This window comes from Arthrobacter sp. B2060 (assembly GCF_059090445.1).
This window is the reverse complement of record NZ_JBNHFR010000010.1, coordinates 104345-117037: the sequence shown is the minus strand read 5'-3', so window position 1 is coordinate 117037 and position 12693 is coordinate 104345. Positions and strand designations below refer to the sequence as shown.

Genomic DNA, 12693 nt, shown 5'->3' with positions numbered 1-12693 from the left:
CCATAATTGGATCATTCTGATCTAATATAGTTCAGATCACACACCCCACCGTGGAGATAACCCCATGCAACGCACCCTTCCCCTCATCGCTGCCCAGGCCCGGCCGCGGCTTATCGGCGAAACCGTCTCGGCCTTCGCGGACGAGGTCACGGCCGCCCTCGCCGTCCAGCCGCACAGCAGGCTGGTGGTGTTTCCGGAGCTGCACCTGTTCGGGGATTCCGACCCCGACCAGCAGCGCACCGAAATGCTCCAGGCCTCCGCCGAACCGCTGGACGGGCCCCGTGTCCGCGAACTAAAACAACTCGCTGCGGACCTCGGCATCTGGCTGGTTCCCGGCAGCGTGTGCGAGCGCGGCCCGGAAGGGCATCTGTTCAACACCCAGCTGGTCCTGTCCCCGGACGGGGAGCTGGCCGGCTACTACCGGAAGGTCTTCCCCTGGCGCCCATTCGAGCCGTATGACCCCGGCGATCGGTTCACCACCGTGGACCTGGCCGGCGTCGGCAGGATGGGCCTGAACATTTGCTACGACGCGTGGTTCCCCGAGGTCTCCCGCCAGCTCGCCTGGATGGGCGCCGAGGTGATTCTCAACGTCGTGAAAACCACGACGCCGGACCGCCGCCAGGAGCTGGTGCTCGCCAAGGCAAACGCCATCGTGAACCAGGTCTTCGTGGTCAGCGTCAACTGCGCCGGCCCCACCGGCAAGGGCCTGAGCATCATCGTCGACCCCGAGGGCAACACCCTCGCCGAGGCACCCGACGATCAGCCGCAGCTGCTCACGGCGGAACTGGACCTTGCCGCCGTCGAGCATGTCAGGACGCACGGCACCGAAAATCTCAACCGCCCCTGGTCCCAGTTCCGCGACGGCGAGGACGCCGTCGAACTGCCCGTCTATCAGGGCCGGATCACCCCGGCCACCTGGGCTCCACAGACCTTCAACGCCTAAGGAACCACTCGTGACAACAACACCCACCCTCACCCGCACGCTGAAACTGCCGTCCCTGGTGCTGTTCGGCCTGGCGTACCTGACCCCGCTGATCGTCTTGGGGATCTTCGGCATCATCGCCGAAGCCACCGGCGGGGCATCGCCCTCCGCCTACCTGGTGGCAATGGTCGCCATGCTGTTCACGGCCCACAGCTACGGCCGGATGGCCATCGCGTACCCCGTGGCCGGTTCCGCCTACACGTACGTCCGCCGGTCCATCGATCCGCGGGTCGGGTTCCTCGTCGGTTGGGCCATCCTGCTCGACTACCTCTTCCTGCCGATGGTCATCTGGCTCATCGGCGGCTCCTATCTGAGCGCGCAGTTCCCCGGTATCCCGATCGGACTCTGGATCGTGGGCTTCGTCCTCATCACCACCCTGCTGAACATCCTGGGCATCAAGGTGGCGGACAAGGCCAACTACGTGCTCATGGCGTTCCAGCTGCTGGTCATCGTGTTCTTTGTGGCGCTGTCCATCGGCAACGTGGTGTCCACCGCGGGCGCCGGCGGCCTGGCGAGCACGCAGCCGTTCTTCAACAACACGTCCAGCTTTGCCACTATCTCCGCCGGCGCTGCCATTGCCGCGTACTCTTTCCTCGGGTTCGACGCCGTCACCACCCTCACCGAGGAGACCGTCGAACCGCGTAAGAACATGCCACGCGCCATCATGCTCATCGCCCTGATCGGCGGCGGCATCTTCGTGACCGTGTCCTACGTGACCCAGCTGGTCCACCCCGGCGGCGCGTTCGAGGACTCGGCCTCCGCGGCCAGCTCCATCGCGCTGCAGATCGGCGGGCAGCTGTTCGGCGCGGTCTTCCTCGCCGGCCTGGTCGTGGCGCAGTTCGCCTCCGGCCTCGCCGCGCAGGCCAGCGCCTCGCGGCTGCTGTACGCGATGGGCCGGGACTCGGTCCTGCCGAAGGCGTTCTTTGGCCGGCTCAATGCTAAGTTCCACACCCCGGTGGTGAACCTGGTCGTCACCGGCATCATCGGCCTGATCGCGATCTTCCTGGACGTGGCCACGTCCACGTCGTTCATCAACTTCGGCGCCTTTACCGCCTTCACCCTGGTCAACGCCTCGGTGGTGTTCCACTACCTGCGCCAGCGCCGGGTCGGGAACCAGCTGAACCCCGTGTCCTACGTGGTGGTCCCGGTGATCGGCGCCATCATCTGCGCCTACCTGCTCTCCCAGTTGGACAGCAACGCGATTACGCTGGGAGTGTCCTGGCTGGTGCTGGGTCTGGTGGTCCTTGCCCTGATCACGCGCGGCTTCAAGGCGGCACCTCCGGAAATGACGGCCACGGAAAAGGCGACGGTTGAGGCGGCCGTTTAGGCCCTGACCACAGAACAGCCGATGGAGGGAACTGGCGTGAGGATAGCGCTCGGGCAGCTGGAGTCGGGCACCGATATCCAGGCCAACCTCGCAGCGATCGACCGGTTCGCCGCCGAGGCCGCGAGCGACGGCGCCGCGCTGGTCGCCTTCCCGGAGTACGCCACATACGAGAAGAAGACCGTGGACGCGACGTTCCCGGCGAACGCGGAGCCGCTGGACGGTCCCGTCTGCCAGGAACTCGCGAACACCGCCCGCCGCCACCGCATCGCGCTGGTGGCGGGCGTGGTGGAAACCTCGGAGGAGCCGGGCAAGGCGTACAACACCCTGGTGGCGTTCGGGCCCGACGGCGAGCAGCTGGCCTGCTACCGGAAGATCCACCTCTTCGACGCCCAGGGATTCGGGGAATCGACGTTCATCAAGCCGGGGCCGTCCACCACTCCGGTGATCTTCGAACACGGGGGAGTGCGGTTCGGGCTGATGACCTGCTACGACCTGCGGTTCCCGGAACTGGCAAGGTCACTGGCCGACGCCGGCGCGCAGGTCCTGCTGGTCTGCTCGTCTTGGGTGCCGGGCACCCACAAGACAGAGCAGTGGCTGGCACTGAACGCAGCGCGGGCCATCGAGAACAGCGTTTACGTGGCAGGCGTGTGCCAGGCCCCGCCGGTCTCCGTGGGCCGCAGCGTCCTGGTGGATCCCATGGGGTTCACAGAGACCGACCTGGGCCTTGAACCGGGGGTGCGGACGGTGGAGATCTCGCTTGCGACAGTGGCGCGGGTAAAGGAGCAATTCCCGATGTTCCGGCAGCGGCGGCTGCGGCAGCACTGACTGGCTTCCACGACTGCCACCCAAGAGACGGGGCCCACTGCACCGAGAGCAGTGGGCCGCACGGCTGCGAGACCCGCAGCGACATCCTCCGCCGGGACCTGAGCGAGGTGACTTACACCAACAGCGTCCCGTAACCGCGGAGCGATGTTTCTGCCGGGCCCCTAGCTAAGAGGCGGGATCGGCGTCACGTTTCGTCGGCCGGTAGCCGGCAAGTTCGGCGCGGATGTCGCCCTCCTCGTGCCCGCCCTTCTTCTTGCCGAACGGCAGCGCTTTGAGCAGCGGATGCACGATAGCCATGACGACGATGCCCCAGGCGAGTCCGATGACTGCCGAGCACAACGTGTTCACGAGCCAGGCCAGGAAGCCGCCAACCACCGCGATCCCCTCGAAGGGGTGCTCGAGGACATGGACCAGGTCATACGGACCGTGCCAGCCGAGGTCATAGGCCCCCTGCAGCATGATGTGGCCGCCAACCCACAGCATGGCGATCGTTCCGATGAAGGTTATCCCGGCCAGCACGGCGGGCATCCCCTTGACGAGCAGCTCGCCGACGCGCTGGGAGCCTGCGGAATCTTTAGCGGCCAGGTGCATCCCAATGTCGTCCATCTTGACGATGAGAGCGACGGCACCATACACGGCCACCGTAATCACGAGGGCCACGACCACCAGAATGATCGCCCGTGACAGCAAGGAATCCTGGGCCACCTCGTTCATCGAGATGACCATGATTTCGCAGGACAGGATGAAGTCGGTGGTTATGGCGCCCTTGACGACCTTGGCCTCGGCCTCGGGGCCGCGTTCAACCGCCGGATGATCTTCCTCTGCGGTGTGGTGGCCCCGGAGCTTGTGCCAGACCTTCTCGGCACCCTCGTAGCAAAGGTACGTGCCGCCCAGCATGAGGATGAACGGGATGGCCCATGGGACGAAGGCGCTGACGACCAGCAGGGCCGGCAGGATGATCAGCAGTTTGTTCCGGAGCGAACCCCAGAAGATCCGCTTGATCATCGGCAGTTCCCGGGACGGGTCCGCCCCGGACACGTACTGCGGGGTCACTGCGGCGTCATCGATTACCACGCCGGCGGCCTTGGCCCCTGCCTTGGCCGCTCCGGCAGCGACGTCGTCCACCGAGGCGGCCGCTATACGGGCCAAGGCTGCGACGTCATCCAGCAGGGCGACGAGACCGCCGCTCACAGATCGCCCCCGTGCTGCTCAAGGGTGGACGGCTGAGTGTGGCTGCCTATGTCGAGGCGTGTGATTGGCATGTTTGCAGTATATCGACGGCGGGCAACCCATCGACGGGAGTGAAAGGCGGAACTATCGTTCTGATTCGTCGCCTCACGGTCGGAGGATGGCACGAATGGGAGGGCTCAGAAATATCCCCGGGGAATTGACGCGGGCCTCGCCGTGGAGGAAACTGCATGCTCTGACTGTTAGCCGTGATGACCGCTGGAGGCCGGAAATGTTTCCAGGCAGTTGCATGGCCACAAAGGCTGATGTGGCGATGGCACCAAGCGGCGTCCGATGACTATTGCGATCATCGCGGGTTCGGTACTGCTGTTTCTGGCAGGCATATGGCTTATCGTCCGCTGGGGCGGCACGGCGATCCAACCGCCAGCCGGCGGCGGGCCAAACCGGGAACGTCGAACCGCTACGGCTGCTGCAATTCGCCGGTACTTCTGGTGGGCCAATCTTTGGTGCTTTACGGCCTTGATCACCGGCTTGCTCATGGCATGGCCTGGTGGCCGTCTTCTCATGCGGATCCTGGCGGCGACTTCCCCTGGTTCGGCGCAGGGCCGCCTAACAGAGGCCCAGGCAAATGTGGGGTTCGTTACCTTGGACGGCACTCTGGCGCTGCTGCTGTTCGGTGGAATGCCGACGGCGTTTGTAGCGTCGATGATTTATCTCACCATCCACCGCTGGCTCCCGTCCGGTAGATTCTCGGGTCCGTTGGCAGGACTCCTGGGAATCGTTGTATTCGGGGCGGGTGTTGAACCGTTCAGAACCAGCAATGTCGACTTCACGTTCATCCGCCCGGGCTGGCTGTCCGTGCTGCTCTTCACCCTTCTCGCCGTTCTGATCGGGGCAATCGTGGTAGCTGTGGCTGGGTGGTACAGCCAGCGGCTGCCACTGTTCACGCGTCGGACGGTTCCGGCCTACCTGCCGTTGCTGACGACCATCATCTTTCCGCCGGCGACAGTCCTGATCGTGCTGGGCGCTTTGCTCGTCCTGGCGTGGCCACGCGTGGCTGCGGGTAGGCAAAATAGGACCGTGTCTCCCAGATATCTTTGGGCTGGCAAGGCGTTCCTTACACTGACCGTCCTCCTAGCCCTTCCGGCCTTCGTCGCAGCGGTGTCGTTCGTCATCACGGTTTAGGCGCGGGGCACACGTGTAGGCCGGTTGCCAACCCCGCGCCATACATTCGCGACGACCGCCCACGTTGGGGGAGTAACGGCTACTTCGTCACATGAACGACAACAGCCTTATTGACGGACTGCTTGGTGCCAGGTCGGTCGATCCCCGTAACTGTCCAGTTGCTGAGAAGCAGAACGCTTTTACCCGTATCGGAATTGTAGATGACCGTCTTAGATCATGCCCGGGTTTCGTCACATATGGGCTCGCCTGTCGATGCAACTATATTCTAAGCATGCTTACCAATGGCGATTCGGTCAGTCGACCAACGGCGGGGTCAGGTCTGACACGGGGTGTACGTCTGGGTTGTTGCGGTACTTCCCAACAGGATCGTGCGCTTGTGGGTAAAGTCACCGCAACGATGTAGGACGGAAACGAACAGGGGCTTTCATTGGCAGGGAATGCAACCTTCCGGCATAGCAACACCGCGCTGCTCTCGGTCAGCAGTGTCGAGGCTCCCAGGATCGTGAGTTCTACGGATTTCGACTGCAGGCTGGCTTCGACCCTGCAGCGGCTGAACTTCCCGCCCGGGCTGCTTGAGCGTGTTGCCGGCGTCACGCATCGCCGCTGGTGGGCGGCCGGGACCTCTTTTGATGATGCGGCCACCGAGGTTGGCGCCAAAGCCCTGGCCGAGGCCGGCGTCGAAGCGTCCGACGTCGGCCTGCTGATCAACACCTCGGTGACGCGGCGGAACCTTGAACCGTCCGTCGCGGTAAAGATCCATCACGGACTCGGCCTGCCGTCGTCGGCCATGAACTTCGACTTGGCCAACGCCTGCCTGGGGTTCGTGAACGGCCTGACCCTGGCGGCCAGCATGATCGACTCGGGGCAGATCAGGTACGCGGTGATCGTCAACGCCGAGGATGCCGAGGCCACCCAGGAGGCCACGCTGGCCCGCCTCCAGCGGCCCGAGACTACGCGGGAGGACTTCAACCGGGAGTTCGCCACGCTCACCCTGGGGTCGGGAGCTGCTGCCGCCGTCCTGGGTCCCGCGGACAAGCATCCCGGTGCTCACCGGATCGCCGGCGGGGTGATGCGCGCCGGCACCGAACACCATGAATTGTGCGTGGGCGGCCTTGACGGCATGACCACCGACACGAAAGGACTGCTCGACGGCGGCCTCCAGCTCGTCGTCGACGCCTGGCATGAAGCCCGGCCGGAGTGGGACTGGACCGCCATGGACCGCTACGTCACCCACCAGGTGAGCAATGCCTACACGCAGGCGATTATCGACGCCATCAACCTGGACCCCGCGAAGGTGCCCATCACGTTCCCTCACTGGGGCAACGTGGGCCCGGCCTCCCTCCCCATGACCCTCGCCGCCGAGGCCCAATCCCTTGAACCGGGGGACCGGGTCCTGTGCATGGGCGTCGGATCCGGGTTGAATACCGCCATGCTGGAGATTCTTTGGTAACCGCAGACTGGCCTGGCGTGGACCCGGAATGGTCGCGCACCATTGAAATCGCCTCCACATCGGACGCCGATGCGCCGGGCACGGTCCGCCGTTGGCACCTGCTGGACAACGGGGCCCAGCTCTCCCGCCTGGGTCTGGCTCCGGCCGGTACCCTGCTGTGCGTGCACGGCAACCCCACCTGGTCGTACCTGTGGCGGACGCTGCTGGCAGCCGGAGCAGATGCCGCCCACCCGTGGCGCGTTGTGGCGGTGGACCAACTGGACATGGGCTACTCGGAGCGCACCGGCACCTTCCGGCGCCTGGCCGACCGCATCAACGACCTGGGTGACTTGACCGACGCTCTCGGCCTGGACGGGCCTGTGGTGACAGCGGGCCACGACTGGGGTGGCGTGATCAGCCTGGGCTGGGCCCTGGCGCACCCGCAGCACCTCGCCGGGGTGGTGCTGACCAACACGGCCGTCCACCAACCCTCCGATTCGGCAATCCCGCCGGCCCTGCGGCTTGCCCTGCACCCCGCCGTCCACGGTTGGGGAACGACGACGACGGACGCGTTTCTTCGGGTGACGCACTCGCTCGCCCACCCGCCGCTGCCCGCCGACGTCCGCAAGGCTTACATGGCTCCCTACCGCGAAGCCCACCGCCGCGCTGGAGTAGGAAACTTTGTGGCGGACATCCCCGTGGATGCCTCCCACCCGAGTTTTCCCGCGCTCACCGGCGTCGCGGAAAGGCTGCGCGGGTTGAAGGTCCCGGCGTTGATGCTCTGGGGCCCACGGGATCCCGTTTTTTCGGACCGGTACCTCAAGGACCTCATCACGAGGTTTCCGCACGCCGATGTGCACCGCTTTGAAGGTGCCGGCCATCTTGTGGCGGAAGACCGGAACATTGCCGCGCCGGTCTTCCAGTGGCTCGCCGAAAACGTTGGCGCCCGCGAAAACTCATCCGCGGAAGCGGACGCCATGACGCCCGGCGGTCAGCGGCTGGACCATGCAGCTGAGCCGGAGCAGGCGGAATTCCGGCCCCTGTGGGACCTGCTCGGCAAGCAGGCGGCAGGGCTCGCGGGAGCGGACACCGCCGTCGCGGAAATGGCGCCGGACGGCACGGTGGCCCGCTCGCTCAGCTGGCAGCAGCTGGACCGGAACATCCTGGACCTGGCCGCGGGGCTGCGGGAAGCCGGCGTGGACAGCGGCAGCCGGGTCAGCCTGATGGTTCCGCCGGGGGTGGACCTGACCGTCGCCCTCTACGCCTGCCTCCGGCTGGGCGCCGTGGTGGTGGTGGCCGACGCCGGACTGGGAACCAAGGGCCTCAGCCGCGCCGTGAAAGGCGCCACCCCCGATTTCCTGATCGGAATCGACAAGGCGCTCGCGGCCGCCTCAGTGCTCGGCTGGCCTGGACGTCGGATCAGTGTGCGGGAGCTCCCGGCCGCCCGCCGTCGGATGCTGGGCGTCGAAGTCTCTCTCGACGCGCTGGCGCATACCGGTGCCGGCCGCGGTTCATCGCAGCCGGGGGACAGCGTGGATCCGGACGCCCCGGCCGCCGTACTCTTCACCTCGGGCTCGACCGGCCCCGCCAAAGGCGTGCTCTATGCCCACCGGCAGCTTGCCGCGATGCGGGACACGGTGGCCGCAACCTTCGAAATCCGTCCCGGTGCACGACTGGTGGCCGGTTTTGCACCGTTCGCCCTGCTGGGACCGGCACTCGGAGCAGTGTCCGTGACGCCGGCCATGGACGTCACCGCGCCCCGCACCCTGACCGCGTGCGCGCTCGCCGGCGCCGCCGCGGCGATCGACGCCACGGTGGTCTTCGCCTCGCCGGCCGCGTTGCGCAACGTCCTTGCCACCCGCGATGACCTGGACCAAGCAGGGCGTAAAGCTTTGGACGGCATCGGGTTGCTGCTCTCTGCCGGCGCGCCCGTCCCGGAACCGCTGCTGGCAGAGGTGCAGCGGCTGCTGCCCCGGGCCGCGCTGCATACCCCGTACGGGATGACTGAGGCGCTGCCGGTTACCGACATTAGCTTGGGACAGATCCAGGCCGCCGACGCCGGTGCTGCCGCCGGCACTGTACTGGGAGCAGGCAATGGCGTGTGCGTGGGGTGGCCGGTGCATGGCGCCCGGGTGGCCGTCGTGCCGCTGGCGGCCGATGGCACTGCGCCCGGTTCCTGTCCCGTGACGGAGCCCGGAATAACCGGTGAGATCATGGTTAGCGCCCCGCACGTCAAGGAAGCGTATGACAGGCTCTGGCTGGTCCAGCGGGAAAGCAGCAGCGTGCCCGGATGGCACCGCACGGGCGATGTGGGGCACTTCGACGGCGCCGGCCGGCTGTGGGTGGAGGGACGCCTCGCCCATGTGGTCACGGCGCCTGGTGCTGTGGTGACGTCCGTGGGCGCGGAGCAGGCCATCGAACGCCTGGACGCCGTCCGGCTTGCGGCGATCGCCGGCGTCGGACCGGCGGGCACCCAGGCCGTGGTCGCCGTCGTCGAGACCGTCCCGGCCGCGCGGAAAGCTGGCCCTGCTGCGCCGCAGCTCGCCGGGAGTGTCCGCAGGGCAGCGCTTGAGGCCGGCGTCCAGGTATCCGCTGTGCTCGAGGTCCCCGCACAGCCCACCGACATCCGGCACAACGCCAAGATCGACAGGAGCCGGCTGTCCCGCTGGGCTACGCGGGTGCTGGCCGGCGGTCGGTTAGGAAAGCCATGAGGGTCCTCGTCACCGGAGCAAGCGGGCTGCTCGGGGGAGAAGTTGCCCGGCTGCTGGTGCGCCAGGGCCATGACGTAGCCACCTTCCAGCGCCGTCCGTCAGGGGTCGACGGCGCCACGGACTTCTGCGGGTCAGTCACGGACGCTGAAGCGCTACGGAGAGCAGTCGAAGGCGCAGAAGGAATCGTCCACCTGGCAGCAAAGGTTTCCTTCATGGGCCGCGCCGCGGAGTTCGATGAGGTGAATGTTGAAGGAACCCGCCGCCTGCTGGATCGCGCCCGTGCGGCCGGAGTCCGGGACGTGGTGTATGTGTCCTCCCCGTCTGTGGCCAACTCCGGTGCCGCCATCGCCGGGCTTGGCGCAGAGCCGGCTGACCCGGAGCGCGCGCACGGCGACTACTCACGCACCAAGGCCGAGGCTGAACTGTTGGCGCTCGCAGCCGACGCTCCGGAATTCCGGGTCGCAGCCGTTCGGCCCCACATCGTCTGGGGCCCCGGCGACACCCAACTGGTGGAACGGGTCCTGGCCCGCGCCAGCCGTAACCGCCTGCCGCTGCTCGACGCCGGTGCGGCCCTGATCGACACCACCTACGTGGACAACGCCGCCGCGGCCATCGTCGCCGCGCTGCACCGCATGGAACACGTGCACGGCATGGCCTTGGTGGTGAGTAACGGCGAGCCGCGGCCGGTGGGGGAGCTGCTGGCAGGCATCTGCGCCGCGGGAGGTGTCCCCGCGCCCTCGTGGTGCGTGCCCGGTTGGGTGGCGCGGGCGGCGGGGGCGGTAGTGGAGAGGCTCTGGACCTGGGCGGCGCGGGATGAGGAGCCGCCGATGACCTGGTTCCTCGCCGAGCAGCTCTCCACCGCCCACTGGTTCGACCAGCGCGAGACCCGGGAACTCCTCAACTGGACGCCCGCCGTCCTGATTGATGAGGGATTGGCGAGGCTGGCCGAACACTATAGGTCGGGGTCTTAGGTATCCGGCGCATATTGACTACCCCCAGCCGGAGGAATACTTTCTCCGTTACCGAGGTCATTCGGGTGGCCCCAGATGGCCGTGGAGCACTATTCCCGGTGCGTGACGTGGTGCCGGGCATTAATAACGGCGCTCATTTCGGATGTGCGGCACCGGACTGAATGGAAATGTGGGAAGGGAAAGGCCATGCCGAAGTATCTGTTTGAAGCGAACTACGTGGGCGATGGGATCAAGGGGCTCATGCAGGAAGGCGGCACCAAGCGGCGCGAGGCTCTGAAGGAGGCCCTCAGCTCCGTAGGAGGATCGCTGGAGAGCTTCTACTACGCTTTTGGTTACTACGACGTTCTTGGCGTTTTTGAGGCGCCGGACGATGCCAGTGCTGCAGCACTGTCGCTGCTAATCAATTCCACGGGGAACGTCAACGTCCGCCTGAAGCCGCTCCTGACGGTGGAAGACCTCGACGAAGCAGCCAAGAAGACGCCCTCCTACCGGGCCCCGGGACAATAGGCGCCCGGGACATTAGGGGAGTTTGGCAGCCTACCGGCGGGCCGCCGTCGTAAATTGCGACGGCGGCCCGCTCGCGAACGGGACTTACAGAGGCCACGTCCTGCTTCTAGCCGTCACCCGTACCATTTCCGTTGTCCTCCCACATGACATCCAGATTGTGGAAGATCACGGGTCCGTCGCACAGTGCCGCCATCTTGGCAGCGAACTCCGACGTTTCCGGCCGGCCGGAATTCTCCATCGCGGAGTCAAAGGAATCGAAGTCGACGATGGTGAAATAGGTTCCTGGGTGGTCCCTGTCCGCCGTGGCAACAATGCGGCGGAACGTGGGCAGAGTGCTTCCCTCGGTTCTTGAGGGACGGCCCAGCTCTTCGATCTCGTTGATGCGGGAGGTCTTGAATTCGATGATCTGCACAAACCCGGCCATGACGGCTCCTCGACGGCGGTGGACACTGATGCAGATCACGCTAGTCCCCACGGCGGGCGGTGCAAAGGGGAGAAATGCCCAATCAATGGCGTTACCTTTAAGGTCTGGGGCGGACAGGGCGGTTCTGATGTGATTGAGTGACTTACCTCATTGTGGAGGCGTTATGACGGCCGATTTGGACCAGTTAAGAGACCTGTCCCGCAAGTCGGTGGTTCAGATCGGGAGGCTGGCCCTGATCTGTATGAGAGTGAGGTCCAGCAGGGGTGTAGGGACGTTGAGGTCCCGGGCCCTGCGTGCGAGGTCGCCGAGGATGTGCTCGGCTTCCGACGGCAGTCCTGCGCTGAGGTCCCGGTACAGGGAGGACGTGAAGGCCGATCCCGGCTCAGTGAGGATTCCGACCGCTTGTGCATGAGCGGCGTCGGCAACGGGATGTCCTGCCGCGGCCGCCACCGCTTCCGTTTCACTGATGGCCTCCAGGATCCTGGACTGCCCGCCGGCCTCGAGGATCCTTCCCACCGGCGCCCGGAACAGGCAATTGATGATCCCCGCGGCAGCGATAAATGCCCATTTATCCCACAGTGCGCCCAGTATGTCGTCGGCTACCGAGAAGTCGACGCCGGGCACTTCCAGAGCCTCAGAAATCTCCGGAGGTACGGGGTTTCCGTTCAGCCCGCCCACCGTGAGGGAAGTGAGGGGCACCTGCTGGCGGACCACATCGCCGTCGAGCGTGGCGACGATCCGCGCCAGGCCGCCGAGCACCTGGCCCGGATACAGCTGCTCAAGCCGGTCCACGTGGGCCATGCCGTTGAGGATGGGAACGATGCTGGTTCCAGGCCCGACGAAAGCGCCAAGCTCGCCGAGGACGCCGTCGAACGCGGTAGCTTTGACAGTGACGAGGATCAGATCGAAGGCCTCTGACCCGTCCGGGGCCGTGATGGTTTTCACCGGGTGCGTCCGGTCAGCAGTGGGGGAGATGAAGCGCAACCCGTCGCGGCGAAGGACCTCCTGCTTTCGCGGCCGCACCAGATAGGTGACGTCCCGTCCCGCTTCCTGCAGGAGCGTACCGAACGCCCCGCCTGTGGCTCCGGCTCCGACGACGAGTATCCGCATGGATTCATGCTACGTCAGGCAGGCAGGACCATAC

Annotated in this window: 11 protein-coding genes; 8 read left to right on the top strand and 3 right to left on the bottom strand. The window is 66.0% G+C overall.

Translation table 11 applies throughout. From position 1 onward, the window contains the following. The first annotated feature begins 64 nt into the window (after positions 1-64). The 3 genes from AC5RUM_RS16755 to AC5RUM_RS16745 are packed head-to-tail and all read left to right on the top strand — an operon-like array spanning position 65 to position 3134. The gene (locus AC5RUM_RS16755) at positions 65-943 is read left to right on the top strand and encodes a carbon-nitrogen hydrolase family protein (RefSeq protein WP_494035993.1); all 879 of its coding nucleotides are present in this window, start codon (positions 65-67) and stop codon (positions 941-943) included. 10 nt (positions 944-953) lie between these two features. Beyond that, positions 954-2309 carry an APC family permease gene (locus AC5RUM_RS16750; RefSeq protein ID WP_494035992.1) on the top strand — a complete coding sequence of 452 codons (1356 nt, stop codon included), beginning with the start codon at positions 954-956 and terminating at the stop codon, positions 2307-2309. Between the two features lie 36 nt (positions 2310-2345). Next, entirely contained in the window at positions 2346-3134 is a 789-nt protein-coding gene (locus AC5RUM_RS16745; protein WP_494035991.1) for a carbon-nitrogen hydrolase family protein, read from the top strand. A 165-nt stretch (positions 3135-3299) separates the two neighbouring features. Here AC5RUM_RS16745 and AC5RUM_RS16740 read toward each other — a convergent pair whose 3' ends face one another. Beyond that, the gene (locus AC5RUM_RS16740; protein WP_494035990.1) at positions 3300-4325 is read right to left on the bottom strand and encodes a DUF808 domain-containing protein; all 1026 of its coding nucleotides are present in this window, start codon (positions 4323-4325) and stop codon (positions 3300-3302) included. A 330-nt stretch (positions 4326-4655) separates the two neighbouring features. Between AC5RUM_RS16740 and AC5RUM_RS16735 the strand changes: the two genes are divergently transcribed. The 5 genes from AC5RUM_RS16735 (at position 4656) to AC5RUM_RS16715 (ending at position 11125) form a co-directional block, all read left to right on the top strand. Next, positions 4656-5507 (top strand): hypothetical protein, encoded by an 852-nt coding sequence (locus AC5RUM_RS16735; protein WP_494035989.1) that lies wholly within the window; start codon positions 4656-4658, stop codon positions 5505-5507. Between the two features lie 427 nt (positions 5508-5934). Continuing rightward, complete coding sequence (locus AC5RUM_RS16730; protein ID WP_494035988.1) at positions 5935-6957, top strand: 3-oxoacyl-ACP synthase III; 1023 nt, start codon at positions 5935-5937, stop codon at positions 6955-6957. Next, positions 6951-9647: an alpha/beta fold hydrolase gene (locus AC5RUM_RS16725; RefSeq protein ID WP_494035987.1), complete on the top strand. Its 2697-nt coding sequence runs from the start codon at positions 6951-6953 to the stop codon at positions 9645-9647. The genes AC5RUM_RS16730 and AC5RUM_RS16725 overlap by 7 nt, the downstream gene beginning before the upstream one ends. Beyond that, a complete protein-coding gene (locus tag AC5RUM_RS16720) occupies positions 9644-10618 on the top strand; it encodes an NAD-dependent epimerase/dehydratase family protein (protein WP_494035986.1) in 975 nt (324 codons plus the stop codon). Before AC5RUM_RS16725 ends, AC5RUM_RS16720 begins: the two co-directional genes overlap by 4 nt. A 186-nt stretch (positions 10619-10804) precedes the next feature. Beyond that, the gene (locus AC5RUM_RS16715) at positions 10805-11125 is read left to right on the top strand and encodes a GYD domain-containing protein (RefSeq protein ID WP_487441379.1); all 321 of its coding nucleotides are present in this window, start codon (positions 10805-10807) and stop codon (positions 11123-11125) included. A 106-nt stretch (positions 11126-11231) separates the two neighbouring features. On the opposite strand, the gene AC5RUM_RS16710 is transcribed toward AC5RUM_RS16715, so the two are convergent. Both AC5RUM_RS16710 and AC5RUM_RS16705 read right to left on the bottom strand, forming a co-directional pair. After that, entirely contained in the window at positions 11232-11549 is a 318-nt protein-coding gene (locus AC5RUM_RS16710; protein ID WP_494035985.1) for a hypothetical protein, read from the bottom strand. Positions 11550-11762: 213 nt separating this feature from the next. Beyond that, positions 11763-12659, bottom strand: coding sequence for a ketopantoate reductase family protein (locus AC5RUM_RS16705; protein ID WP_494035984.1), 897 nt, complete (start codon positions 12657-12659; stop codon positions 11763-11765). Between the last annotated feature and the right edge of the window lie 34 nt (positions 12660-12693).